The sequence below is a fragment of the Marinobacter sp. UBA2688 genome (genome assembly GCF_002352785.1).
Classification (GTDB): domain Bacteria; phylum Pseudomonadota; class Gammaproteobacteria; order Pseudomonadales; family Oleiphilaceae; genus Marinobacter; species Marinobacter salarius.
The window spans coordinates 117,187-143,336 of sequence record NZ_DELU01000013.1; the positions used below are offsets into that span (position 1 = coordinate 117,187).

The window sequence follows — 26,150 nt, forward strand, 5'->3', positions numbered from 1 at the left end:
TTCCTATGCGCGATACCGTACTTTTTCTTGCTCATGTTCCAACGGAAGCCCTGAATCGGGGATTCCTGCCAGCTGCCCGGTCGATGGGGCTGAAAGTGATCCTGCTGACAGACCAGGCGGCGACTCACCACCACTATTTCAGTCAACCGGGCCTTCCCGCCTATCCGGAACAGATTCTCCAGTGTGATGTATTTAATCCGCTGTCTGTTCTCGATCTTCTCTCAGAACTCCCGGCCCCCGTGGGCGTGTTTTCCAACAGCGATCACCTGCAGACGGTGACTGCCCTGGCCGCAGCCTACCTGAATCTGCCGGGCAAAGACTGGCAAACCTGTTACCGGGCAAAAAACAAGGCAGCCATGCGCCAGTACCTGAAAGCGCTCGATGATGGCGCATGCTGGTTCAGGGCTGTGAATGATCAGACCTCCCTGGGGAAGGTGATCGACGACGTTCCATTCCCGTGTATTGCCAAGCCCCGGGAGGGGGTTGCCAGCCTCAACGTCAGGCGCCTGGACAATGCTGCGCAACTGCAATCGTTCTGTGATCAGTTCTGGCAGGAACAACCCGGGCAACCCCTGCTGCTGGAAGAGTTTCTGTCAGGCCCTGTTCACACTCTGGAAACCATTGGGGACGGAAACAGCCTGATTGCGCTCGGAGGATTTGAAGTGCGGCTTTCCGAGCCTCCCCATTTTGTCGAACTTGAAGCGGCGTGGGTGCCTTACCAGCCTGAAAGGCCTCACCTTCAGGAGATGTTCAGGCAGGTACGGCGCTTCGGTGTGGGCCTTGGCTCCTGCCATTCCGAATTTGTGATAACAGACAATGGACCAAGACTTATCGAGATCAATTACCGAACGGTGGGGGATGGCCGCGAATTCCTGCTTGACCGCATGACGAATCATGGACTGTTCCATGCCATCCTTCAGGCCCATGTTGGCAACCCTCTTGAATTATCCCCGCCCACGCAGGCGGCGCAGATACGCTACCTCAGTGCTTCTACCAGCGGGCGGGTTCGCCGTTCAGCTCCTGAGCGCAGGGAGCCGTGCGGTGACGGCATTGCCGAGTTTGAGCCGTTGAGGGAAGTGGGTGATGACGTCCGGTTGACCCACTCAAACAAGGACTACCTGGGTGTGTTGCGGTTGTTTTCGAGCGATCCCTCCCGGGTGAAGAATACGTTGGCCGAATGGGCCACCGACCTTGAAGCAGAGTGGGAGATAGGCTGATGACCAGGAACACCGCTCTGTCTTCAACAGACCCCGGGCAGTATCTGACCCAGAGGCTGGTCGATGCGCTGATCCGCGAGGACGTGGCCGGCTGCCAGAGTGATTCTCAGGCAGTTGGGGTGGACAGCGTGCCTGGCTCACCGGGAGCGCCGGCGACCTGGTTACGGTGGACGCTGGCGCAGGGCATCCTGTGGTTGCCGGTCAATCCCGCAACCTTCATGCAGCGTTGGCAGTGGAGTGGCGACCCGCTCATCTGGCAGTCCGCAGACCAGGCCGGAAGCGTGTCAGAAGTGAATCACTACGAACAGGTTTTGGCGTGCCTCACTGCGGACGAACACGATGACTCCGGGGGGCAGTTGGAGGTCTATGCCGATGAGTGCAGAACGGCGGAGTCTCACGCCTCCTTCTGCCACGAGGAGCGGTCCAGGTGGTTTGACGAAATCCGCCATCAGGGGCAAAGCTGGAAGGATTTTCCCCGGCTATCCGAACGCTTGCTCCACTTCGATCGCCTCGCGGCTTTTCTCGATCATCCGTTTTACCCCAGTGCCCGCGCCAAGAGTGGTTTTGATGAGGCGGCACTGGCGGCGTACGCGCCTGAATTTGCCCCGCGTTTCCGGTTACGGTGGCTTGCCGTCCCCGGCTCGGAAGTCACTGCGGTGGGCGAGCTCCCGGGTTGCTGGCCGGATTTCAGCGAGGTAGGGCTGGATAACCGGCTTGCTGACAGCCACCACTTGTTGCCGGTGCACCCTCATCTCTGGGACACCGCGCTGAGTGACTATCTGTCGAACACAGAAATCGGTGCCAGCGTCCTCCGTGCGCCAACGCCTGCGCTTTGGGTTCAGCCAACACTGTCGGTACGAACCCTCCAGCTTGAGGCAGCGCCGGAGGTCCACGTGAAAGTCCCTTTGACCATTCGCACACTGGGCAACCGGAACATTCGAACGGTCAAACCGAGCACGCTTTATGATGGTCATACGGTTCAGCAAATCCTGCAGGAGATAGCCGGCAAGGACCCGGTCCTTAAAGGGACCTTTTCTGTAACCGACGAATCCTCAGGCCTGCACGTTGGCGATCTGCCCTGGCTGGGCTGCATTGTACGCCGGTTTTGCGGGTTTTCTGACCAGCAGCAGATTGTGCCCGTTGCCTCCCTGTTAGCCGACAGCCCGGACGGTCGCTGCGTTGCACAGATGATGGCGGACGAGTTCAATAGTGGCAACCTGACGGAGTGGGTGCGTCAGTACGTTGCCTTAACGCTGACGGTGCACCTGCGACTGTGGCTTGTCTACGGCGTTGCACTGGAATCCAACCAGCAGAACTCCATGGTGCTGCTCACGCCGGGGCGGCCACCGCAGCTGCTTTTCAAGGACAACGACGCCCCCAGGCTGTGGCCAGACAGGCTATGCGGCCAGATGCCGTCGATGGAGTCAAAAGTCGCGCAACTCCGGGATCAACGCATCCTGGTCAATAATGAAACACCTCTGGCGCAGATGTTTACCACCATAACCCTGCAACTGAACCTGGCGGTTATCCTTGAGGGTCTGGCCGCACGGGGGCTCGGATCAAGGGGCCACTGGTATAAGGTGCTTCGTGAGGAGGTGATCAGCGTCCTCGATCAGCTTGACGAAGAGGGCGTCAATACTCAGCCAGCGCGCAAGGTGCTGCTGGAGGATCGCCAGCTTTATACCAAGTATCTTCTCAGGGCAGGCAGCCTGGAAAGCAAGTCCCGCACCGGCGCCGCTGACATCAATAAATTCTATGGCAAGCTGGCTCCAAACTTTCTCGGGCAGGAGTCATGAGCCAGTCTGTTCTGCCGGTGATCCTGCTCAGCCACTTTACCGCGGCCTTGGTGGCGCTGGGGATGCCACCATTTTTTGGGCTGATCCTGACCGACACATTTGCGGTTGAACACACCGTTTGGGTGGGCTGGTTCTATATTATCCCGACGGTTTGCACGGCGTTGGCGGCGCCGTTCTGGGGAAGAATAGCGGACCGTTTCGGCCGCCGCTGGTCGCTGCTGCGGGCCCAGATTGGTCTGGCCGTGGCCTTCGTAATCGCCGGATTGGCGCCGGGCGTGGTCACCTTTGCCATGGCACTGATGGTTCAGGGCTTTCTGGGTGGAACCTTTGCCGCATCGAGCGCATACCTTTCCACCGTTGCTCGCGGTCAAAACCTGACCCAGTCACTGAACTGGATGCAGGGCTCGGCCAGGTCGGCCATGATACTGGCGCCCATCCTTTTCGGTTTCTTCATGACCTGGGTCCCAGCCCAGCGTCTGTACCTCTATATGGCCATCCTGCCTCTTCTGTCGGCACTACTGGTATGGAAACTCGCTCCCCCGGACCCGGTTTCGGGTGGGCCTCGTGACCAGAAACATTCCCGTGAAAGGGTTTCGGCATCCGCCAGTTGGCTGCGGTTGAGATTGCTTTACTTCGGTTTCAATTTCGCGCTGGTGGCCAGTTTTCCCTACTTCATTCCCTGGACCCAGGAACGAACGGGTAGTACCGCCGCTATGGCCGGAGTTCTCTACAGCCTCCCTCATGCCATCTACCTGATTATTCTGGTCAGCCCGCTGCGACGAAGCGTGTTTTTCGGTAACCCGTGGACCTTGCCCGCGGGCCTGACACTGTTCGCACTGTCCTACGTTATTCAGGCGACGGCCGGAACAACGGCCGCCATTCTCGCCGGACGATTGGTCATGGGGCTGGGCATGACGACCTGTCTTTTTGCCCTCAACGCCGAAACCGCACGTCTCACACGAACGGAAAACGCGGGCCAAAGCTTTGGCGCCCTTGACAGCGCCGGTAAATGGGCCGGTGTCGCGGCCGGTGTACTCGCGGGTGTCGCCGCGGGTATGAGCAACCAGACCGCGCCACTCTGGCTGGGCGCCGCGGTGACCCTTCTTACCATCACCCTGAGCTCCTACCGGGCCAACACCCCCGCCATCGACCATCATGAACGCTTGAAGGAGGAATAGAGTCATGTCATTGACAGCTTCACATCATTATTTCAGGGATCAGCACTGCGACTATCAGGCGGATCAGGCCAGCATGGAGGCCCTGCTGAATTGTTATTGCCGGGATATTGCCGAGCCCTCCGGGGAGCTGTCTGTTCAGGGCGGCGAAAGGAGCCGGTCCTGGCCACAGGGGCTTCGGGTTCGCCTGGCGCTGGAGCCTGCCAGTGTGCTGCACATCGGCTTCCCTGATTCCGAAGATTCCCTGCTGGTTCTGGTTGCAGGAGGCTCACGAACGTGCAACTACCGCTACCTGTCTGCGCCATACTACAAGTCTGCGCTCAGGGGATGGCGGGTGCTGGGGCTCGAGGAACTGGGCCGGATACTGCTTCATAAAATGTCGCAGCGTTTCGAAGAGCCTTTCAACAGCGAGCTCTACCGGCAGATTCTTCTCAGCCGGAACGTCATGCGGAGCATTCTCGAATACACCCGCGTTCCCGCCGATTGGGGGCAGGGGCTGGACGCCTTCCGCTGGTCTGAGCAATCCCTGAGTTTCGGGCACCGTTACCACCCGGCACCAAAATCCAGGGAAGGGTTCGACCCGGAGGATATCCTGCAATACTCCCCGGAAATGGGCGCGGGGTTTGCCCTCTGTTACTTCGCGGTTCATCCGGGCGATCTTCGCACCCGCGGTGACATTGCCGGGCCGGCCTTCGGGTCAGACGCGAGCGTAGGGCTTGACCTGCCCGACGGATGGGTCACGATTCCTGTGCACCCCTGGCAGGCACGCTACCTCATGCGCCTGCCCATCGTCTGCAGCGCTATCCGCTCAGGGCGGATCTTACCACTGGGGCAGGCCGGCCCACGGTTCTACCCAACAGCGTCGGTTCGAACGCTTTACCAACCGGGCAGCCCCTATTTCCTGAAATTCTCAACCCATGTCCGGCTGACCAACTGCATTCGGAAAAATGCCGTCTATGAACTGGAAAGCGCCGTTGCCCTCTCTGCAGCCCTCAAGGCTCACCTTGCGCCTTCACTGGCGCGGTGGCGCGGATTCCGTCTACTGTATGAGCCAGCCTACCAGACCCTTGATTTTGCCGATCACCCCGAGCCTGACCGCCGGAGCATCGCGGAGGGTTTTGGCGTTATTCTACGGGACAACCTCGAACAGTATCTGGACGCAGGTGTAACACCCGTGCTGGCCGCCGCGCTGTTCAGCGACGACCGCTTCGGTCGCTGCCCGGCCACGGAGGCCGCCGGAACACTGGCTGCCGCCACCGGCGTCAACGAACAGGACGCCAGAATACGATGGTTTGAACAGTATCTCGCCTTACTCATCCCTCCGCTCTTTGAGTCGCTGTTCCATCATGGTGTGGTTTTCGAACCACACCTTCAGAACGTGGTGGTTGGTATTCGGGAGGGATACCCCGTTCAGGTCTTTGTTCGTGACCTGGAGGGAACAAAACTGGTACCGGGCCGCTGGTCAGGAGGGCTGCCTGATACCCTTGATGAACAAACGCTGGCGTCCGTTCATTACAGCCAGGACAAGGCCTGGAAGCGGATCGCGTACTGTCTGTTGGTGAACCACCTGTTCCAGGCCGTGGCCTGCCTCTCCCGGGGGGAGAACCACATCGAACTCCGGTTGTGGAACGCGCTTGCCAGTGAAGTGCGCAACTGGCTCGCAGGCACCGACGATCCCTGGGCGGCCGATGTTCTGGGCAGGCTGTTGGCCGGCGAGCCCATTCCGAACAAAAGCAACCTGATGACCCGCCTTTTCAAGCGTCCGGATCGTGAGTCGCAGTACACCTGGGTACCAAACCCGCTGGCGATGACTCTGCCCCGAGCCGTAGACGGCAGGGGAGGGCAGTGCAATGCCTGAAGTACCTGTTTCCGTTCAGCGAGCCATCAAGGAACTGAAAGGCCAGGACAGTGACCCGCTGTGCGCCTACGTGTATGACCTGCCTGAGCTCCGTCACCGGGCGCAGGGCATCGTCGAGTGTTTGCCGCCCGGTTGTGAGATGTTCTATGCCGCCAAAGCGAACCCCGCCTTACCGGTGCTCGGCGCTTTGGCGCCCTTTGTACATGGCTTCGAAGTGGCGTCTGGCGGTGAGCTGGACTGGGTGCGCCGACATTTTCCAGACACGCCTGTGATTTATGGTGGTCCCGGCAAACTGGCATCTGATCTGGAAAAGGCCATCGATCAGAACGTTGAACTGATCCATGTGGAAAGCCTGCTGGAACTGCAGCGTCTGTGCGACATTGCCGGCCGCAGGCAGGCTAACCAGGACATTCTTCTGAGGATCAATCTCGAACTGGCAGACACACCCTCTACACGTCTTACCATGGGCGGTGTGCCTACTCCATTTGGCATGGAAGAAGCCTGTATACCAGACGCACTTGCGTTGCTCGGGCGGCAGGACAGAGTCAGGCTGCGCGGCTTTCACTTTCATCTGATGTCGCATCAACTGGATGAAAAACGCCACCTCGGGTTAATAACACACTATCTGGAAACCGTCCGTGCGTGGGAATCCAGGTACGACCTGACCATTACCGAGATAAATGTCGGGGGCGGAATCGGGATAAATTACACCCGGCCCGACCAGCAGTTTGACTGGTCGGGGTTTTGTTCCGGCCTTGATGAATTGCTTCAGGCTTACTCGGATCGTGCCTGGAAAATCCGGTTCGAGTGTGGTCGTTTCATAACCGCTCCCTGTGGTTTTTATGTTGGCGAAGTTCTGGACGTTAAGCGATGCGGCGAGGAATGGTTTGCCATCTGCAGGGGCGGCACCCACCACTTCCGGACTCCGGCGGCCCAGGCCCACGATCATCCGTTTGACATTTTGCCCACCCACGACAGGGAGGCTGCAGCCCCAGTCGTTGCCAATCATTCCGTTACCCTGGTCGGCCAGCTTTGTACTCCCAAGGATGTGTTCGCCCGCCGGGTTGATGTCGAGTCGCTCGGGGTTGGCGATCTGGTGGTATTCCGTTACGCCGGTGCCTACGCCTGGAATATTTCCCATCAGGCGTTTCTGATGCATCCCCACCCAAAAGAACATTTCATCGAGTAGTCCGGGAAGCAGATTTTGAGGAAGGAATATTCTAATTTAATTGAAATGCGAATTATTATCAGTAAAATGCGCAATCAAATTTAATAATACGTGCTGGAGAATCCAATGTCGAAGTCCGAAGTTTCAACGCCACTGCGCCGCCATCGACTGTCTGTTGCTATAGCCACGCTCCCCGTGTCGTTTCTGGCGGCTGGCTCGGCGTCCGCTTTGGCACAGGAGCAGGCTGATGCGCCCACCCAGCTACCCGGCCTCAATGTTACCGCTGACTGGCTTGGTCCACCGACCGAAGAGTCCGAGAAGACCTATACCGGGGCCCGCACGGTGGTGGAGGAGGATCAGCTCCAGGCGACCGGAGCGCTGAATCTGAACGACGCCTTGCGCCCGGTTCCGGGGCTCACGGTGCTTGATGAAACTGGCACGGGCATCCTTCCCAACATCGGTGTGCGTGGTCTGAACCCGCTGCGCAGTGAACGGCTTCAGATTCTGCTGGACGGTTACCCGATTGCCATCGGCCCCTACAGCAACGTCGGCGTGTCGCTTTTCCCGGTTACACTTCCGAGCCTGGAAGTCGTGGATATTGTCCGGGGCGGCGCCTCCGTTCATTACGGCCCCAACAACGTGGGCGGCGTGGTGAATTTCGTCACCAAACCGATTCCGGCGGAAACCTCCCAGACCCTTCGTGAGCGGGTGACCATTGCGGAAGAGACCGGCAATGTCTTTACCGATACCTATTACCGTGTCGGCGGCCGGGCGACCGACAAGCTCGACCTGCAGTTCCAGGCCAACGTCCAGCGTGGCGACGGATTTCGCGATCACTCCGATACCGAAGTGGATAACCTGATTCTGGACGCCCGCTATTACCTGAACGACCAGCATGAACTGGCCACGCAATTGCAATACTACCGCGTCGATGCCGAACTGCCTGGCGCCCTGACACCGCAAGCCTATGAGCAGGACCGTACCCAGAGCCAGCGCCCACATGACGGCTACGAAGCGGACATGAGCCGCGCCACCTTCACCTGGACGTACACGCCGGCCGACAACATGGAATTCCAGTGGCGCAACTTTGTGCACGATGCCGACCGCACCTTCTTCTTCGGCCAGAACCTCAGCGGCACTGGCCACTGGGCGGACCCGGGGCTGGATTCGACCCATGTTGCGGATTCACCGCGTTTGTTCACGGTATTGGGCACGGAGCCCCGACTTGCTATTCGCCATGGCCGCCACGACATTACCCTGGGTGCACGATTTGTCAGCGAGGATGTGGAGTTCGACGTTAATCGCCTGGAATTTTCCTCCGGTAACCGTTCCGTGGCGCGCGACTGGCACCTGGACACCCGGGCCATGGCATTTTACATCAGTGATACCGTGTCATTCCTGGATGACCGCCTGACGGTGACACCGGGCCTGCGCTATGAAGATGTCGACATGGACTTTCGTGACAACCTCAGTGGCAACACCGAGGAAAACAGCGCTGAGGAGTTGTTGCCGGGCCTGACCGTAGGCTACCAGGCGTCTGATGATCTGTTTGTCTTTGCCAACAGCCAGCGCTCTCTGGTGCCGGTACAGATTGCCCAGACCACCCGAGAGGGTGCGGTTGCCAATGAAACCTCGTGGAACCACGAGCTGGGCGCCCGCCTGCAAGTCACACCCGACCTGCTGTCTTCAGCAACCCTGTTCCGCATCGATTACGAGGATCAGATTCAGTTTAACCGTTCGACCAGTCGTTTCGAGAACCTGGGAGAAACCCGCCACCAGGGTATCGAGCTGGCAAACCGCTGGAACCTCAACAGCCAGTGGGAACTGGGCCTTGGCTATACCTTCCTCGACACCGAACAGCTGTCCGGTGACAACGAAGGCAACGAGCTGCCCAACGCGCCCACCCATAAGGTCAGTGCTGACGCGACATACAGCTACCAGGCCTGGGACACCAGCCTGAACTGGGTGTACGTCAGCGAAAGCTACAGCGATGCGGACAACACCGAAGAAGAAACCAGCAATGGCAGTGCCGGTGAGTTGCCGGATTACCATCTGGTTACGGCCCGGGTCGGTCGCGATTTCGCGGTTGGCGGTGATCGTGTGCTGAACCTTGGCCTGGCGGTCAACAACCTGCTGGATGAAGATTACTACTTCCGGGGCGTGGACGTCAGCCCGGTCGGCCGTGTGCCCCAGCCGGGTCGAAGCTTTATCCTTGAGGCACAGCTCGACTTCTGATGGCCTGCTTACGTAACCGGATCGCAACGATCCTGCTCGTTGTTTTGCTGTCGCCTGCGTCAGGATGGGCGCAGGATGAGACTATCCGGTTGACGGATGACCGCGGGGAAACCCTGCGGTTGTCCGAACCGGCGGCCCGGCCCGCTGCGATTTCGACCTTTGGGGCCGATGTCGCACTGGCACTGGAAATACCGCCGGTTGCCGTCACCGATTACGGACTTCAGGGCGTGCCCGACTACCTGGCGTCACGGTTAGACGGTGTTACGGGGCTCGGCCCCCGACATCAGCCTAACCTGGAGGTACTGTCGTCGGTCCGGCCGGATCTTGTCATCGCCATTCGCCGTTATACCGAGAAAGACGGTGACCAGATCGAAGCCATCGCCCCGATGCTGGCCCTGGACCTGATCACCGTCCAGGACAGCCTGCGGGGGGTTGAGTTGGCGGGGCAGGCACTGGGTGCACCGGCGAAAGCCAGTGCACTCAACACCCGCTTTCTTGATCGCGTTCAATTACTCGCGGACCGCAACAAACCAAAGCCTGCCGAGACAGTGGCGCTGCTGACCAGCGGTAGTGAAACTCCCTTCGTCTATTACGACCATTTTCTGCCGACGGCGCTGCTGGAGCGTCTGGGCTTCGACAATGTCGGGGGCCAGCCGCCGAATCCTGACAGCGGCATCCCACTGGGCTACCGGATCAGTCTTGAAGCCTTGCTGGAACTTAACCCGGATACCATTCTGCTGTTGCCCACCAGCCGTCAGCGCGCGTTCACGATGAACCCCATCTGGCCCTATCTCAAGGCCGTGCGCACGGGCCAGGTCTACGAAGTACCGCACTATTGGAAAGAAGGGGCCGGTCCGATTGCCCGTGAGCGTATCCTGGATGACATACAGCGCCTGCTGCTGACATCGGAACCCGACAAATGACGGGTTCCGATTCAGCCATACGCCCGATGGGCCTCTACGGGGCAACGGTATTTCTCCTCGTGCTGCTGTTCTTCGCTGGCCTGATGGCGGGCTCCCGATGGGTGTCGCCGACCTTGTTGCTGTCAGCCATCGACGGCAGCAGCGACTTGCTGACGCGCATCACCGTGCTGGAGCTGCGGCTGCCGCGCAATCTGCTCGGTATTCTCGGTGGGGCGGCCCTCGGGGTTGCGGGTGCTGTCATGCAGGGCGTTACCCGGAATTCGCTGGCATCCCCCGGCCTCACCGGCGTGATTGCCTCTGCTGCCCTGGCGGTGGTGTCGCTTCGAACCCTGAGTTCGCCGGGCGCACTGTGGCTGCCGCTGATGGCTCTTGCCGGGGGGCTGCTCGGTGGTGCTCTGACGTTTGCCATTGCTGGCCGCCGTCAGCTTCAGCCCGAGCGTGTGGTACTCGCCGGCATCGCCGTCACGTCGCTGGCCACGGCACTGACCACGGGCCTTTTACTGGTTTCCGGGGCGGAGGCGGCGGAACTGTATTACTGGCTGGCGGGTAGCCTGATGGGGCGGGGCTGGCTTCAGCTCCAGATGGTGCTGCCCTGGCTGCTGCTTCCGCTCGGTGCCCTGATTGCGATGCAGAGACCCCTCCGCCTACTGCAACTTGATGATGATCTGGCGCTTGCCATGGGACTGTCGGTCGGCCGCTGGCGACTGATTTTTCTGCTGCTGGCTTTGCTGCTTGCCGCCGCGCTGGTCGCCTTCACCGGCCCGATCGTGTTTATTGGACTAGTAGCGCCGCACATTGCCAGGCGGCTGGCCGGCAACCAGATCCAGCACTGGCTGCCCCTGAGCGCTCTGTTTGGAGGGTTGTTGTTGCTGGCAGCGGATATCCTGGCTCGGCAACTGGCCTTTCCCCAGGAGCTACCCGTCGGTATGCTGACGGCCCTTATTGGGGCCCCTTGGCTGATCTATCTGCTTAACTCGCGAACCTCACCCCGGAGCGCATAACGTGAACCATCCGGCTACGACAACGCCTCGGGCAGACCGCCGTGGAATGCAGATTCCAGGCGCCGGCCCCGTTGCCCGGCTGCTTCTGGCTGGCGGGCTCAGCCTGGTTGTTGTCATCGTCGCGGGCGTCCAACTGGGGGCGGTGGACCTGACGTGGTCCCAGGTGTGGGCCGGGTTGACCGGCGACAGCACTCAACACGTGCAGCGAGTGGTCTTCGAATTACGGTTGCCCCGTACCCTGACCGGCGCCCTGATTGGTATTCATTTTGCCCTGTCAGGGTGGCTGTTACAGTTGCTTAGCCGCAATCCGTTGGCAGAAGCCGGCATTCTCGGCATCTCCGCCGGCGCCAGCCTGGTGGCGGTCGTCGCTTTTATTATCGGAGACTGGTTGGTGTCCAGTGCCGATCCCTACAACAATACGTCGTTTGCCCTTCAGTATTTGCCCCTGTTTGCCATGGCAGGCGGGCTGGTAACAGCGCTTGCGGTGTACTTCCTGGGCATGCGGCATGGCCAGCTGTCGCCGGTCAAAATGACGCTGACCGGTGCGGTCATTGCCGGTATGTTGCATGCACTGACCACCGGTGCGCTGGCATTCTGGGGCCACGCCCATACTGAACTGGTTGCCCAGTGGCTGGCTGGCTCACTGTACGGCGCCGAATGGCAGCACCTACACACGTTGCTGCCATGGACGCTTATTGGTCTGGTCGGTGTCGGCCTGCTAGTGCGTCCCCTGGAAGTCATGCAGCTTGACGATCAACACGTTCGCACTCTGGGCCTGGGCCTGAACCGCTGGCGCGCCTTTGCCCTGCTGATTGCCACCCTGCTGGCGGCCAGTGCCGTGGGCGTGGTGGGGCCGGTTGGCTTCATTGGTTTGCTGATTCCCCACATCAGCCGACGGCTGGCTGGGGCCAACCTTCCGGTCCAACTGGTGTTGTGTGTACTATTGGGAGCGGTGCTGGCGGTATTGGCGGATTTACTCGGCCGGACGCTGTTTACACCCTACGAAGTGCCCGTGGGTGTGGTTTCCGCCGTTCTTGGTGTACCGTTCTTTCTTTATCTGTTATCGCGACAACCCTGAGGCCGGGATTCTCCATGTTACGAACCGAGCAGCTCTCTCTTGCCTATGGCTCCAAACCGGTCGTGGACAACGTCTCGCTGGCCATTCCCGAGGGTGGGATTACCTGCCTGCTGGGCCCCAACGGTTCTGGTAAAAGTACTTTGCTGAAAAGCTTTGCGGGCCTGTTGCCGGCCCGGTCCGGTCAGGTCTACCTGGACGACCAGCCGGTTGACCAATGGCACCGGGGCAAACTGGCCCTCAGGCTCGCCATGCTGCCCCAGAAACCGATCGTTCCCGATGGCATTCGGGTTCAGGATCTGGTGGCGCTGGGTCGTTTCCCACACCGCAAATGGTGGCAGCGCAACCTCACCACCGACGACAACGCAACCCTCGATGCCATGGCAATGACGGGGGTCTCGGATTTGGCGGAGCGACCGGTAGAAGCGCTGTCCGGAGGGCAACAGCAGCGGGTATGGATCGCCATGGCCCTGGCCCAGGAAACCGACATTCTGCTGCTGGACGAACCCACCACGTTTCTGGACTGGGGCTACCAGCTGGAAGTACTGGAATTGCTGTCCAAGCTGAATCGGGAACACGGGCTGACGGTGGTGATGTCATTGCATGACCTGAACCAGGCCGCACAATTTGCCGACCGGATTGCGGTTCTGGCGGACGGCCGGCTCGAAACCATCGGCAGCCCCGGAGAGGTTATTACCGAGCCCCTGATCAACCGGGTCTTTCGGGTGCATACACACGTCACAACGGGGCGGGACGGCCGACCATTCTGTTCCGGATTTGCCGAGTCTTTCCGGGACAGCGGGACACCGAACCATCACGGTCTGATCCACGGGATGGCTGAGCATCAGACCACTTAATCCGGCTGCCACCTCCCGACCCGGTTGTCGGCAAAATTCACGCTCCACACTGCTCCATCATGGCAAACGGCAACTGCCATCGCCGTGTGGCCGGGGTTCTCCGGCTCGCTGCCAAATGCGGTGAGGTAACCCCCATCCGCCGCGAACTTCTGTATACGATCATTATAGAAATCCGCCACAAAGACATTGCCTTCGGGGCCAATCGCGATGGACGTCGCGGTGGTGAACCAGCCCTTGAAAGGCCCGTAAAGGCCCAGGGCAAACGGCCCTCCCCACTTGTGCAGGAAATCGCCGCCGGCGTCAAAAACCTGGACACGATTTCCGTAGCCATCGGCCACGTAGAGAGCCCCATCCTTTCCCAGCGCCACGTCGGTGGGATAGGTAAACTCGCCGGCACTCCTGCCAGTCTTCCCGGTTGTTCCCCACTGTTTGACGAATGAGCCATCCGCGTTTAAATGTTGCACACGGTGATTGTAAAAGTCCGCCACAAACAGATCACCGTCATTGGCCACTGCAACACCTCCGGGCGCGTTAAACTGGCCAGGCCCCTTGCCGGGGCTGCCAATGATCCTCAGCGGCTCGCCAGCCAAGCTGAACACCTGAATCCGGTCGTTCATATACTCTGGCACGTAGAGTTTGTCGTTGTGTATGGTCAGGTTCATCGGCCGCCCAAGTTCCCCGAGTTCATCACCGGGGGTGCCGAACGCCCGTTTGAAGCGCCCCTGGTGATCGAAAACCTGGATACGCCCGTTGCGGGCATCGGACACGAACACTTCGGTGTCTGTTACCGCAACCCCGGTGGGGTCGTTGAATTGCCCCGCGCCACTGCCTTTTTCACCCCAGGTCTGTACCAGTGAATACGGTGGTTCCTGATTCCAGTTGATGGCGCCGCCTGCGCATCCGATTAACGTGATCGCAATCAGAAGGCCCAACATACTGAAGCCTGACCACTTGGCGATTTTTTTCATGCTGCCATCAACCCCTAGAAATTGCGGCGAAAGCCAACCCGCACGATGTAATCGTCCTGAATGGCATCACCATTGGGATCTTCGGCCACCGGCAGTTGTACCGTGCCCTCGACGACCCAACGCCGGGTGATGTATTGCACGCCCGGCGCCAGCAGCCATTGGGTACCGCCGGAATTGGCATCGGTACCACTGCCAATCTCGTTGCGTTCGCGGTGAACGAAACTGGATTCGAGTAGTGCATAGGTAAAGCCTGGTGTGCCGGAAATGCCTTCAAGGCTAGGCGGCCAGATCCGGTATTGCATTGAGGCGTCGAGACGGGTCTCGTCGCCGTGGGCGAAACCGTCGTGGCGCCCGTTTTCGCGATATAGTAACTGCGCGTCCATTTGGTACTGCAGCGTCTGATAGGTGGCCACCACGCCGCCAAACCCATCCCAGGCTCCGTCACCAACCTGCAATGGACGTGGCAGTTCGCCGAAACGATCGCGGTCGTCACTGTCCCCGGTTGGTGCAGTGAGCCCGAAAATCGGCGCGATCCGGAAGGTGCCGCCGGTGAAGTCGTCCTGGTAAGCCGTGTAGCGCCCGAACAGCGAGACGTCGCCGATGCCACCGGTATCGCGCTCAATCCGGCCCATGGGCGTGGTGACGTCCAGTGTCTTGTTGAAAAAGTAAGGGACGACGCCGAACACCGCGAGCTTCGAGGTTATGCCATAACCCAGGACACTGCCCAGGGCCTGGACCGAGACCTCGCGATCCATGGGCCCATCATCGGAACGCTCCCGTAAGACCAGTTGCTCGCGCCAGATGGTTTCACCCTGCGGCACGGGCAGAGCCGTGTTAAAGGTGTTGGGTGCGGCTTGTGCCGAAGGCACACCGGTCAGTACCAGGGCACCGACCAGCAGGGGCAAGCCGATTGACTGGTTGTTATTTCGCATCACTGCCTCCTGTTTCGCCCCCGGCCTCTGAGTAGGAGCGCAGCGTGAAGCCGGCCTCCTCGACAGCCTGACGTGCCCGCTCCTCAGAGAAAGGCTTGCCCTCCTGAAGGGTGACATTCACCGTACTTTTTCCAACGTCCACCTCCACGCCGGTGACGCCATCCACTTTATTCAGACGTTTCTCGATGCCATAGGCACAGAAGGGACAGGCCAGGCCGTCCACGCCCAACACGTAGTGTTTGTCGGCGGCCAGCGCGGCAACGCTGAAGATCAAGGCCGCTAAAACCAAGAAATATTTCTTTAACATGACGCGTCCCTCTGGTGAGATGAAGCTGTGTTTCAAGGGTAGACTCCGTACCAAGATACGGCGTTAAGGAATTACTCTGTCTTGTTCATGATGCTTGTGGAATAGCCCTCAGTTTGCTCCAGCGCATCAAATATGGAACAGCACTGCAACGGACCTTGACCGGGACAACGGTCCACAAGTGCCGCAAGTCTCTGGCGGATTTGTCGTAACTGGTCAATCACCCACCGCGTCAGCCACTTTGCCAATGGTCATGTCTGTCATGGCAGAACCCCCACCCAGTAGATTCGAATAATAAGAGTAGTGCCCGTACCACGGTACGGGGTCAAGAGTGCTGAACATTCCATAGGAGTGCAGGGCTTGACTCCGTAGCCGACTACGGAAGTATTTTGAAGATAGCCAGCAAAGTCATGAAAGGAACCGTCGTAATGTCAGAGTTGAAAGCAGAGCCCAAATCCGGTCGCGGGTCGTTAATCGCAGGCGGGGTCGCAGCAGTGCTCGCATCGGCCTGCTGTCTTGGCCCCCTGGTTCTGATCACCCTTGGTGTTTCCGGTGCCTGGATCGGTAACCTTGCCGCTCTGGAGCCCTACCGGCCGTGGTTCATTGGTGCTGCTCTGGTGGCGATGGTCTTTGCCTGGCGTCGGATATACCGGCCTGCACAGGATTGCGATCCGGGCGAGGTCTGCGCAGTACCGCAAGTGCGCACCGCTTACAAGATCACCTTCTGGATCGTCGCGCTGTTCGTACTGATCGCGTTGGCATTCCCTTTCGTCTTACCGCTATTTTACTGAGAGGCCATACGCCATGAGAAAGTCCCTGATCACTGCCGTACTGTTTGCGCTGTTCAGCCTGCCTGCCTTGGCGGCGCAAAAGACGGTGACCTTGTCGGTTCCCGGAATGACCTGTTCGGCCTGCCCGATCACCGTCAAAGCCGCTCTCAAGATGGTTGATGGGGTGAGTTCTGTCCAGGTCCGCTATGAGGAGCGTGATGCGACGGTTATTTTCGACGATGAGAAAACCTCCGTTGAAGCATTAACTCAGGCCACCACCAACGCGGGCTATCCATCCACGCTCAAACAGACCCTGGAAAAACAGGAGTAGCCATCAAAAACCAAGACTTTGTTGCAATAGCACATTCGTTCAGGAGTGGTGTTTATGAGTGATAACGATCTGCACATTGCCGTGATTGGCAGTGGCGGCAGTGCCATGGCCGCCGCTTTGAAATCGGCGGAACGCGGAGCCTGGGTAACGCTGATCGAGCGTGGCACCATCGGTGGCACCTGCGTTAATGTCGGCTGTGTACCTTCGAAAATCATGATCCGCGCCGCTCACGTGGCCCATCTGCGCCGCACCAGCCCGTTCGACGAGGGCATTGCGGCGGTCGAGCCTTCTATTGACCGGCCCCGGTTGCTCGCCCAGCAACAGGCCCGGGTCGATGAGCTTCGTCACGCGAAGTATGAGGGGATTCTCGAAGACAATCCGGCCATTACGGTCTTGCGGGGTGAGGCTCGGTTTATCGATGCCAATACATTGCAGGTTACTGGAGCTGACGGCACGGAAAGCGAAGTATGCTTTGACAGAGCGTTCATTGGTACCGGCGCGCGGCCAACCATTCCTCCGGTTCCGGGCCTATCCGATACGCCGTACTGGACGTCCACCACGGCACTGGCCAGCGACACCATTCCAGATCGACTGACTGTCATCGGGGCGTCCGTCGTGGCAGTGGAGCTGGCACAGGCGTTTGCCCGGCTGGGCAGCGAGGTGACCATCCTGGCGCGTAGCCGGCTGGTTTCCCGTGAAGACCCGGCTGTTGGCGAGGCCATTGAAACCGCGTTCCAGGCCGAGGGTGTCAAGGTTCTGAATAACACGCAGGCGAGCCAGATCAGCTATACCAATGAGGAGTTCGTTCTCGCCACGAATGCGGGGGAGCTGCGGGCCGATCGGCTGCTGGTGGCCGTGGGACGTACACCGAACACAGACAGGCTGAACCTGGAGGCTATCGGCGTCGAGACTGCCCGCAGGGCGATTTTAGTCGATGACTGTCTGCGTACCACCGTGCCCGACATCTATGCTGCTGGGGACTGCACCGACCAGCCGCAGTTTGTCTATGTGGCGGCCGCGGGCGGCAGTCGGGCAGCGGTCAATATGACCGGTGGTGATGCGCGGCTCGATCTCAGCGCCATGCCCGAAGTGGTCTTTACCGATCCGCAGATTGCGACCGTCGGTTTGTCTGAAGCCGACGCTGAGGCAAGAGGCTTCGTCACTGACAGCCGCACCCTGACCCTCGACAACGTGCCAAGGGCACTGGTCAACTTTGATACCGGGGGCTTCATCAAAATGGTCGCGGAACGTGAAAGCGGGCGGTTACTGGGTGTGCAATCCGTGGCGGGTGAGGCCGGCGAACTGATCCAGACTGCGGTGATGGCGCTACGTGCGCGCATGACCGTCAACGAGATTGCCGATGAGCTGTTCCCGTACCTGACGATGGTAGAAGGTTTGAAGCTGTGCGCTCAAACCTTTACCAAGGATGTTAAACAATTATCCTGCTGTGCGGGATAAGGCAAGGCAACCCATGGATAGCATGGGAAAATGCTCTATTAGTGACCTTGTTTGATGAAGTAAACTGATGCCGTAGTCAACTACGGAGTAAGCCCGCATGGTGAATAAAGTAAATCCACTGACCATCGGTGGGCTGGCCAAGGCGACCGGTGTCCATGTCGAGACCATTCGCTATTACCAGCGGCGGGGCCTGTTATCGGAACCCCAGCGTCCTCCCGGTGGGATCAGACGCTATGGTTCTGCTGATATCGATCGATTGACGTTCGTGAAATCGGGGCAGAATCTAGGCTTCAGTCTCGACGAAATTATCGACCTGCTTCGGCTGGAAGATGGTGCACACTGCCAGGAAGCCAGTGTCCTGGCCGAGCATAAACTGAAGTCCGTGCGTGAAAAGATTAAAAAACTGGAGAGGATTGAAAGTGTTCTGAGCGATATGGTCGCTCGATGCCATGAACAAAAAGGGGACATCGCGTGCCCTCTCATTGCGTCATTGCACACCGGAATCAGTAAAGTCCCAGAGACAGATCTCTAACCATATGATTTTATTGATGGTATGGTACCCCCGGCAGGACTCGAACCTGCTACCTTCCCCTTAGGAGGGGGACGCTCTATCCAGATGAGCTACGGGGGCTGATCGTCAGAAGGCGGGTATGATAGCGGGCTGAGTGATGTGTCTCAAGGGCTTGCGGGAATACTTCCGGAATAGAAGGAGATCGCTATGACAGAAATTCGGTTGAAGCGTGCCTATGATGAACCGGCTCGTTCTGATGGTCCAAGGCTATTGGTTGACCGGGTGTGGCCGAGGGGCGTTGCCAAGGAAAAGGCCAGTCTGGCCGAGTGGTTGAAGGATTTGGCCCCATCCACTGAATTGCGTAAGTGGTTTGGCCATGACCCGGCCCGATGGGACGGGTTTCGTGAAAAGTACCTGCAGGAACTGGCATCGTCCGATCGTGCGGACCTGTGCACTCTGGCATCCTACGTTGATAAGCACGAACGAATCACGCTGGTATTTGCAGCCAAGGATACAGATCATAATAATGCGGTAGCGTTGAAACAGTTTATTGAGGCGAGGCAGCTACCGGTTTGATCGGGCACAGGGGATACCAGGCGCATTGAAGACACCAGCACAGCACACTTCCAAGACACCGCCCCAGCCGTTGCGTTTAAGCGTTATTGTGCCTGTTTGGCAGGAAGCCGCCACCATTCGCGACACCCTGGATCATCTGCAGCCGCTCAGAGCGGCGGGCCATGAAGTCATTGTGGTGGACGGTGGCAGTGATGATGGAACAGCCAGGCTGGCGCAGGGTCATTGTGACCGTGTCATCCAGTGTGGCCGTGGAAGGGCGCCGCAAATGAACGCCGGCGCACAAGCAGCCCGTGGCGATGTCCTTCTGTTCCTGCACGCTGATACCCGTTTACCGGATTCTGCGCTGGCGGCACTGGAGCAATTTAATGCAAGCCGTAAGGCATGGGGGCGGTTTGATGTGCGTCTCAGCGGCAAGAGAGTGCTGTACCGGGTGATCGCCTGGTTCATGAATCAACGCTCCTGGCTGACGGGTATCGCTACTGGCGACCAGGCTCTGTTCGTGCGTCGGCCGGTGTTCGAGGCCTTGCGTGGCTTTGAAGAGATGCCGTTGATGGAGGATGTGGAACTATCGTCTCGTCTGAGACTGGTGTCACGACCTTTCCGTATTACCGATCCCGTGGTCACGGATAGCCGGCGCTGGGAACAGCAAGGTGCCTGGCGTACCATCCTGCTGATGTGGCGATTGCGCTGGCGCTATTGGCGCGGCGACTCGCCGGAAACCCTTGTTACCCTCTACCGGTCGGATGTTCGTAATGCCCGTCAATCCTGATGCTTCAGTGCTGGTTATGCAGTTTTCCAAGTGGCCGGAGGCGGGCAGGGTGAAAACCCGTCTGATGCCGGCACTGGGCGCCGAGGGCGCTATGGCGGCACACGTCAGGCTCAGTCTGGCCGTGCTCGATAATCTGGTGGCCAGTGGTTATACCGTCCAGTTCCTGTGGGACCGGGCGCTGGAGAATGCGCCCACGGGTGCTGCTCCTGTACTGGAACGGCTTGACGTTCACGGCGTTGCTCAGGCTGTACAGGAGGGCGACATCCTTGGGGAACGCATGTCACAGGCACTGGACGCAGGGTTGCGTGGCTTTGGCAAGGCGATGATTGTGGGCAGTGATTGCCCCTCCGTGGATGCGGACTACGTGCGAACAGCCGTGGCTGCGCTGGACGAGGTGGACGTGGTACTGGGGCCGTCGGAGGACGGCGGCTATGTACTCATCGGTGCTCGCCGGGTCCTCCCGGGCATGCTGGCCGACGTGGCCTGGGGAACGGAAAAGGCGTTGTCGCAAACCTGTGACCGCCTTACGCAAGCGGGTTTGTCATTCAGGTTGCTTCCGCAACGATGGGACGTGGATGAACCCGAAGACTGGCACCGGTTCACGGGCCAGTCCTCAGGTTGAGAGCTGATCAGGCGTCGGGAACAGCGCTGCGTTGCAGCAACAGCTCAACCGCGCTGGCGTTGTTTTTTGCCTCGGCTGTAGTGAACACCTGCAGTGCCTGTTTACGGTCAATGACCTGCTTTTGCAAAGTATTAACCAGGGCTTCCCGGCTCACGCGTTGTATCGCCTTGGCCAGTTTCTCCCTTGATTTGAAGTCGGTCGCGCCGCGGTCGATTTCACGCCAGTAACGCTCCGAAATCTCACCAAGTTGCCGATCCTGTTCCATCAGTTGGCTGATGACAGCCTGTTTCTCTCGCGCCAGGTCCTGCTCCGAGAGGTTGGATAACGTGTCCTTGAAAGCCTTGGAAAATTCCCGCACCGCTTGGTCGATCTGGTCGCCACTGGCTTCCGGGGATTGCACCACGAAGCCCAGCGCCGGGGTTTCCAGCATTTCGAACGGGGTAGCGTAAACGATATAGCCAAGCTGGCGATTGGTGCGGAGCTCTTCATAGAACGGGCTGCTGATAATCTGCCCCAGCAGGCGGAATACGGCGCGTTCCTCAAAGCCGGTGTTATCGCCCTGTACATAGAGGGTATAGCCGGTGTCCGGATGGTCTACCTCCAGCGGTAACAGGGTTTCACCTTCCGGTAAGGCCCGAACGCGGCTGCGCTCGACCGTTGTCAGCTCACTGTCGTCCAGCACCATGGCATGGATACGATTGGTGAGGTTAAGGGCGGACGCTTGTGTCATATTGCCGTGTGCCAGCATCACCGGGTCGACCTGGGCCAGGAACGCCTCGGCGAAGGATTTGAGTTCATCCAGCGTGACTTCCCGGGCGGCCTTAAGCTTCTCTTCTGTACTCCAGGCGCCCTCGATCAGCAGGCTCTGAATGCGTTCAGAGGTCTGCTGCACAGGCCGTTCCTTGGCCTTGTTTAGCAGTCCATCGATCATGTTTTGCCGGGCAATGCGGAAGCGTTGCTCGGTGAGTGTGGGGTCCGCTACCTGGGTCAGGATGCGGGCCATCAGGGTGTGGAGTTTGTCACTGTAACCGCCGACGCGGACGGTTATGCCCCGAAGGTGGGGGTAGATGCTGTAGTCGAGTCCCGCCAGCTGGGCGGGATAGGCCCATGCGTTCACGTTGGTGTTGATGGCATCCACCAACAGCGACGACAGCACATTGCTGCGAGCGGATGCCCGTGTCGCCGGGGTTCGCAGGCTTAGGTACACATTGGCCTTCGGCGTCTCGAACCGGGTGTCCCGGGCGTACCAGACCTCCATGCCACTGACGGTCCCCATGGAAACGGGCTGCTCCATGGTTGCGCCGTCGATCATGTCGAGTTCTTCGGGAATAAAAGGGTTGTCGAGCGGCAGGGCCAGCCTGGACACCATGGGGTTGTCGTCCCGTTGCCGAATGTCCCGGATGGCGAGGGGCTTCAGTTTCCAGGCGGCGTCGTACCACTGGGTCAGGTTGGGGTCTTCAAGGTTCGGTTCTGTTTCCAGGACGGACACCAGCACGTTATCCGGAGTAAGCCGGTTCAGAATGTTCCGGTATTTATCGGGTGCATAGCTTTCCATCATCCATGGCGCCTGGAGTACGTCCTCTGGCGCCACATGCCGCATCTGTCGCGACAGATGCATCACTTCCTGCACTGGCTGGCTCTTCTCACGGAAACGGAAATCGATCTGTGCCAGTTGTTTCATTTCTTCGAAACGAGAGCGGGAAATGCCTTCCTCGCGCACCTTGTCGATGTAGGCAAAGGTCAGTTCCAGAATGGTTTCCTGATTATCAAGGCCCTCCGGGGTCAGCGCCATGTTCAGTTCCAGGGTGGCTTCCTGGCCGGTATCCATGCCGCTACCTGCGGACAGGCTTTCCACCAGGCCAGCCTTCTTCAGCACGTCAAACAGGCTGCCCGGGCCTTCGTGGCCAAGCAGGCTGGCAACGTAGTTGGCCGGCTTGTCGCGGTAGTGGTCTTCCTGAGACGGGATGGGGAAGGTGAGCGTCAGGTTGCGGATATCCTTCAGCGCATCCGCATGCACGCGGGCGGGTAGGGTGCCTGGGCTGAACAGTGGCTCGTCGTGGACCTTCGCGTTCAGGTTGCGGTTTTCGATGCGGTCGAAGCGGCCTCGTACCATGGCCTCGAGCTGATCCAGCGATTGCGGGCCGTAGACGGCAAGCGTCATCAGGTTGGACGAGTAATGGGCTTTCCAGAAGTCGATCAGGTCCGGGCGCAGGGGGCGCTCTTCGGTGTTTTCCAGGGTAGTCAGGTTACCGACGGCAAACTGATGGAACGCGTGGTCGGGATTGCTGACGGCCTTTTTAACGGAGTAGAAGCGACGGCTGTCGTCTTTCTGTTTCGAGCTGTACTCCGAGTGCACGGCGCGGCGTTCGCGATCCACCAGTTCTGGCGTGAACAGTGGCGCTGAAAATTGCTCGGCGAAGCGATCCAGGGCTTCCTTCAGATGCTCGGCCTGTACGTCGAAGAAGTAGTTGGTGTCCTGGAATGCGGTGAATGCGTTGTGACTGCCACCATGGCTTTTGATGAACTTCTGGTACTCGCCAGGGTCAGGGTATTTTTCCGTGCCCAGGAACAACATGTGTTCAAGGAAGTGAGAGAGGCCTTCGCGGTTGGCGGGGTCATCGCCACTGCCGACGGCAACGTTCATGGATGCTGCGGCTTTGTCGGAGCCCGGCGCGGAAATCAGAAGCACCCGCAGTTGGTTGTCCAACTGCACATAACGGTACAGGTTGTCGTCGTTCGGGCTTTTTACGGGCGACTGGCTCGCCAGGGCAACCGAACTGAAGGCCAGTACCAGCGCCAGGAGAAATCCTTGCTTCAGGCCAAGGAAACCTTGGGCAAATCCATGGATGCCAGGGTGCATACAGTCTCTCTTTACGTTGAAACGTTAATGAATCAGAGCGTTACGGGTACTTTCCGGTTGTTGATCCAGGGTTTTCTTGGCCAGGCTGGTGGCTGCGTCGGCATCGAGTTGGCCGGAGGCGATGCGCTCCAGAACCGTCCCCATCACCGCAACGGACTGGCGATAATCCGCGAATTCGGCCTGGAAGGCGTGGTCAATGGCCTGATACACCGCCTGGATTTTCTGTTCCCGGGAGCCGGCGTCGGCGGCTGTATCGTTGATGGCCTTCAGGCAGGCACGTGCAATGGCAATGTAGCGTTCAGCGTTGGGATCGTCTTTGTGCATGTTCCGGGTTCCGAAGTGCGGGAAATGTAGAGAGTGTGTAGAGAGTATAGAGACAGAAACTGCCGTTGAAGGTTCCGATTATGTCATTGCAACCGTCAGGTTTCATTTCCTTCCAGTAATGGTAAGGATTTGCGGGCAGCCTGCCCACCTTGTGCTAGTCTCAATTTCAGAGTGCTGGTTAACCGAACAGGTTCCGGCGTGTATTGCATGCATGAATTAGAGTAAGCGCTCTAATCAAAACAATGGCTTACAGAGTAAATGCTCTAAAAAAGTTCGATACATGAGTGTTGCAATTAAGTACAATGCCGGCGTGCATCGGCGGTATAAGACTTTGGTCTAATATATCCGATGGCAACAAAGGGAAATGACAACAACTGAGCAATAAGCAGGGTGGACTATCAATGAATTACTTTCTGACGGGTGGCACCGGATTTATCGGCCGTTTTCTCGTTGACAAACTGTTGGCTCGTGGCGGCACAGTGCATGTACTGGTTCGCGAGCAATCACAGGAAAAACTGGACCAGCTTCGGGAGCGTTGGGGCGCGGATGAGTCCAGGGTGAAAGCAGTGATCGGCGACCTCACCAGCCCGAACCTGGGTATTGACGCCAAGACGATGAAATCGCTCAAGGGTAACATTGATCATTTCTTCCACCTTGCCGCGGTGTATGACATGGGTGCGGACGAGAAGTCCCAGCAGGCCACCAACATCGAGGGCACCCACAGTGCCGTCAATGCGGCAACAGCCATGGACGCCGGTTGTTTCCACCACGTTTCCTCCATCGCGGCAGCTGGCCTGTTCAAGGGCACCTTCCGTGAGGACATGTTCGAGGAAGCGGAAAAGCTCGACCATCCCTACCTGCTGACCAAGCACGAATCTGAAAAGGTGGTTCGTGAGAGCTGCAAGGTTCCGTTCCGGATCTACCGTCCGGGTATGGTGGTTGGCCATTCCAAGACTGGTGAAATGGACAAGGTCGACGGGCCTTATTACTTCTTCAAGATGATCCAGAAAATTCGCCATGCACTGCCCCAATGGGTGCCGACGATTGGCATCGAGGGTGGGCGACTGAATATTGTGCCGGTGGATTTCGTGGTGAATGCGATGGATCACATCGCGCACCTGAAAGGCGAGGACGGTAACTGCTTCCACCTGGTGGATTCCGATCCGTACAAAGTGGGCGAGATCCTCAATATTTTCTCCGAAGCCGGTCACGCTCCCCGTATGGCGATGCGGATCGACTCGCGCATGTTCGGGTTTGTGCCGCCGTTTATCCGCCAGAGCCTGAAGAATCTGCCGCCCGTTAAGCGTCTGACCACCGCATTGCTGGACGATATGGGCATTCCGCCTTCGGTGTTGTCGTTCATCAACTACCCCACGCGGTTTGACGCCCGTGAGACGGAGCGGGTCCTCAAGGACACCGGTATCGAGGTGCCCCGCCTGGAGGGTTACGCTGCGGTGCTGTGGGACTTCTGGGAGCGCAACCTGGACCCCGACCTGTTCAAGGACCGCACCCTGCGTGGCACGGTGGAAGGAAAGGTCTGTGTAATCACCGGAGGTACCTCGGGCATCGGCCTGGCGACGGCAGAAAAACTGGCGGATGCCGGCGCTATCCTGGTGATTGGCGCGCGCAAGAAAGAACGCCTGATGGAAGTGGCTGCGGACTTGGAAGCCCGTGGCGGCAACGTTCATGCCTACCAATGTGACTTTGCCGACATGGATGACTGCGACCGGTTCGTGAAAACGGTGCTGGACAATCACGGCCATGTGGACGTGTTGGTCAATAATGCGGGCCGTTCCATTCGTCGCTCGCTGGCGCTCTCGTTCGACCGTTTCCACGATTTCGAGCGTACCATGCAGCTGAACTACTTCGGTTCCGTTCGCCTGATCATGGGTTTTGCACCGGCTATGTTGGAGCGTCGTCGCGGGCACGTGGTCAATATCTCGTCCATCGGTGTGTTGACCAACGCGCCCCGTTTCTCGGCCTATGTCGCGTCCAAGTCAGCGCTGGATACCTTCAGCCGTTGTGCGGCGGCGGAATGGTCGGATCGCAACGTGACCTTTACCACCATCAACATGCCGCTGGTAAAAACGCCGATGATCGCGCCTACCAAGATTTACGACTCGGTGCCTACACTGACGCCGGACGAAGCGGCGGAAATGGTGGCGGATGCCATTGTTTACCGTCCCAAGCGCATCGCCACGCGTCTCGGCATTTTCGCCCAGGTCATGCAGGCGCTGGCGCCGAAGATGGGCGAGATCGTGATGAACACGGGTTACCGCATGTTCCCGGACTCTCCGGCCGCTGCCGGCAGCCGTTCCGGCGAGAAGCCGAAGGTGTCCTCCGAGCAGGTGGCCTTTGCGGCGATCATGCGGGGTATTTACTGGTAGTATTGCCCTTGGAGATCAAAAAAACCCCGCTTC

General features: G+C 59.0%; 23 protein-coding genes and 1 tRNA gene. 18 read left to right on the forward strand and 6 right to left on the reverse strand.

Annotated elements, in window-relative coordinates:
* The first annotated feature begins 5 nt into the window (after positions 1-5).
* The 10 genes from B3M52_RS07960 to B3M52_RS08005 all read left to right on the forward strand — a co-directional run bounded on the left by B3M52_RS07960 (position 6) and on the right by B3M52_RS08005 (position 13,305).
* On the forward strand, positions 6-1,217 hold the full coding sequence (locus B3M52_RS07960) for an ATP-grasp domain-containing protein (RefSeq protein ID WP_091642387.1): 1,212 nt from the start codon (positions 6-8) through the stop codon (positions 1,215-1,217).
* The gene (locus B3M52_RS07965; RefSeq protein ID WP_075194561.1) at positions 1,217-3,013 is read left to right on the forward strand and encodes an IucA/IucC family protein; all 1,797 of its coding nucleotides are present in this window, start codon (positions 1,217-1,219) and stop codon (positions 3,011-3,013) included. The genes B3M52_RS07960 and B3M52_RS07965 overlap by 1 nt, the downstream gene beginning before the upstream one ends.
* Positions 3,010-4,191 carry an MFS transporter gene (locus B3M52_RS07970; RefSeq protein ID WP_075194562.1) on the forward strand — a complete coding sequence of 394 codons (1,182 nt, stop codon included), beginning with the start codon at positions 3,010-3,012 and terminating at the stop codon, positions 4,189-4,191. Before B3M52_RS07965 ends, B3M52_RS07970 begins: the two co-directional genes overlap by 4 nt.
* A gap of 4 nt (positions 4,192-4,195) precedes the next feature.
* Positions 4,196-6,046: an IucA/IucC family protein gene (locus B3M52_RS07975; protein ID WP_127400869.1), complete on the forward strand. Its 1,851-nt coding sequence runs from the start codon at positions 4,196-4,198 to the stop codon at positions 6,044-6,046.
* Entirely contained in the window at positions 6,039-7,235 is a 1,197-nt protein-coding gene (locus B3M52_RS07980; protein ID WP_269400120.1) for a type III PLP-dependent enzyme, read from the forward strand. The genes B3M52_RS07975 and B3M52_RS07980 overlap by 8 nt, the downstream gene beginning before the upstream one ends.
* A 105-nt stretch (positions 7,236-7,340) precedes the next feature.
* Entirely contained in the window at positions 7,341-9,449 is a 2,109-nt protein-coding gene (locus tag B3M52_RS07985) for a TonB-dependent receptor family protein (protein ID WP_127400870.1), read from the forward strand.
* Positions 9,449-10,372 carry an ABC transporter substrate-binding protein gene (locus B3M52_RS07990; protein WP_228712229.1) on the forward strand — a complete coding sequence of 308 codons (924 nt, stop codon included), beginning with the start codon at positions 9,449-9,451 and terminating at the stop codon, positions 10,370-10,372. The genes B3M52_RS07985 and B3M52_RS07990 overlap by 1 nt, the downstream gene beginning before the upstream one ends.
* Positions 10,369-11,373: a FecCD family ABC transporter permease gene (locus B3M52_RS07995; RefSeq protein WP_127400871.1), complete on the forward strand. Its 1,005-nt coding sequence runs from the start codon at positions 10,369-10,371 to the stop codon at positions 11,371-11,373. The genes B3M52_RS07990 and B3M52_RS07995 overlap by 4 nt, the downstream gene beginning before the upstream one ends.
* A 1-nt stretch (position 11,374) precedes the next feature.
* Positions 11,375-12,451, forward strand: a complete 1,077-nt coding sequence (locus B3M52_RS08000; protein ID WP_269400121.1) for a FecCD family ABC transporter permease — start codon at positions 11,375-11,377, stop codon at positions 12,449-12,451.
* Between the two features lie 14 nt (positions 12,452-12,465).
* On the forward strand, positions 12,466-13,305 hold the full coding sequence (locus tag B3M52_RS08005; RefSeq protein ID WP_269400122.1) for an ABC transporter ATP-binding protein: 840 nt from the start codon (positions 12,466-12,468) through the stop codon (positions 13,303-13,305).
* Here the strand turns inward: B3M52_RS08005 and B3M52_RS08010 are convergent.
* Genes B3M52_RS08010 through B3M52_RS08020 form a run of 3 tightly spaced genes read right to left on the reverse strand, consistent with a single transcriptional unit; the run spans position 13,302 to position 15,548 of the window.
* Entirely contained in the window at positions 13,302-14,273 is a 972-nt protein-coding gene (locus tag B3M52_RS08010) for an NHL repeat-containing protein (RefSeq protein WP_286749380.1), read from the reverse strand. The two genes, B3M52_RS08005 and B3M52_RS08010, sit on opposite strands and share 4 nt — an antisense overlap.
* A 14-nt stretch (positions 14,274-14,287) precedes the next feature.
* Entirely contained in the window at positions 14,288-15,205 is a 918-nt protein-coding gene (locus tag B3M52_RS08015) for a hypothetical protein (RefSeq protein WP_075194568.1), read from the reverse strand.
* A complete protein-coding gene (locus B3M52_RS08020; protein ID WP_256713517.1) occupies positions 15,195-15,548 on the reverse strand; it encodes a heavy-metal-associated domain-containing protein in 354 nt (117 codons plus the stop codon). The genes B3M52_RS08015 and B3M52_RS08020 overlap by 11 nt, the downstream gene beginning before the upstream one ends.
* Before the next feature lie 389 nt (positions 15,549-15,937).
* On the opposite strand from B3M52_RS08020, the gene merT reads away from it, so the two are divergent.
* The 4 genes from merT to merR all read left to right on the forward strand — a co-directional run bounded on the left by merT (position 15,938) and on the right by merR (position 18,600).
* Entirely contained in the window at positions 15,938-16,300 is a 363-nt protein-coding gene (gene merT, locus B3M52_RS08025; protein WP_278367309.1) for a mercuric ion transporter MerT, read from the forward strand.
* 13 nt (positions 16,301-16,313) lie between these two features.
* Positions 16,314-16,610 (forward strand): mercury resistance system periplasmic binding protein MerP, encoded by a 297-nt coding sequence (gene merP, locus B3M52_RS08030; RefSeq protein WP_278367311.1) that lies wholly within the window; start codon positions 16,314-16,316, stop codon positions 16,608-16,610.
* Positions 16,611-16,664: 54 nt separating this feature from the next.
* Positions 16,665-18,068, forward strand: a complete 1,404-nt coding sequence (merA, locus tag B3M52_RS08035) for a mercury(II) reductase (protein WP_286749382.1) — start codon at positions 16,665-16,667, stop codon at positions 18,066-18,068.
* Between the two features lie 97 nt (positions 18,069-18,165).
* The gene (gene merR / locus B3M52_RS08040) at positions 18,166-18,600 is read left to right on the forward strand and encodes an Hg(II)-responsive transcriptional regulator (protein ID WP_286749383.1); all 435 of its coding nucleotides are present in this window, start codon (positions 18,166-18,168) and stop codon (positions 18,598-18,600) included.
* 22 nt (positions 18,601-18,622) lie between these two features.
* On the opposite strand, the gene B3M52_RS08045 is transcribed toward merR, so the two are convergent.
* Positions 18,623-18,699: transfer RNA gene (locus B3M52_RS08045), tRNA-Arg, on the reverse strand.
* Between the two features lie 87 nt (positions 18,700-18,786).
* Here B3M52_RS08045 and B3M52_RS08050 point away from each other — a divergent pair.
* Genes B3M52_RS08050 through B3M52_RS08060 form a run of 3 tightly spaced genes read left to right on the forward strand, consistent with a single transcriptional unit; the run spans position 18,787 to position 20,546 of the window.
* Positions 18,787-19,155 (forward strand): DUF488 domain-containing protein, encoded by a 369-nt coding sequence (locus tag B3M52_RS08050; protein ID WP_075194573.1) that lies wholly within the window; start codon positions 18,787-18,789, stop codon positions 19,153-19,155.
* 25 nt (positions 19,156-19,180) lie between these two features.
* A complete protein-coding gene (locus B3M52_RS08055; RefSeq protein WP_227664155.1) occupies positions 19,181-19,924 on the forward strand; it encodes a TIGR04283 family arsenosugar biosynthesis glycosyltransferase in 744 nt (247 codons plus the stop codon).
* On the forward strand, positions 19,908-20,546 hold the full coding sequence (locus B3M52_RS08060; protein WP_075194574.1) for a TIGR04282 family arsenosugar biosynthesis glycosyltransferase: 639 nt from the start codon (positions 19,908-19,910) through the stop codon (positions 20,544-20,546). Before B3M52_RS08055 ends, B3M52_RS08060 begins: the two co-directional genes overlap by 17 nt.
* A gap of 7 nt (positions 20,547-20,553) precedes the next feature.
* Here B3M52_RS08060 and B3M52_RS08065 read toward each other — a convergent pair whose 3' ends face one another.
* The gene (locus tag B3M52_RS08065) at positions 20,554-23,406 is read right to left on the reverse strand and encodes an insulinase family protein (protein WP_075194575.1); all 2,853 of its coding nucleotides are present in this window, start codon (positions 23,404-23,406) and stop codon (positions 20,554-20,556) included.
* A 24-nt stretch (positions 23,407-23,430) separates the two neighbouring features.
* Complete coding sequence (locus B3M52_RS08070; protein ID WP_286749384.1) at positions 23,431-23,730, reverse strand: hypothetical protein; 300 nt, start codon at positions 23,728-23,730, stop codon at positions 23,431-23,433.
* Between the two features lie 401 nt (positions 23,731-24,131).
* Between B3M52_RS08070 and B3M52_RS08075 the strand changes: the two genes are divergently transcribed.
* Entirely contained in the window at positions 24,132-26,117 is a 1,986-nt protein-coding gene (locus tag B3M52_RS08075) for an SDR family oxidoreductase (RefSeq protein ID WP_286749385.1), read from the forward strand.
* Positions 26,118-26,150 lie beyond the last annotated feature (33 nt).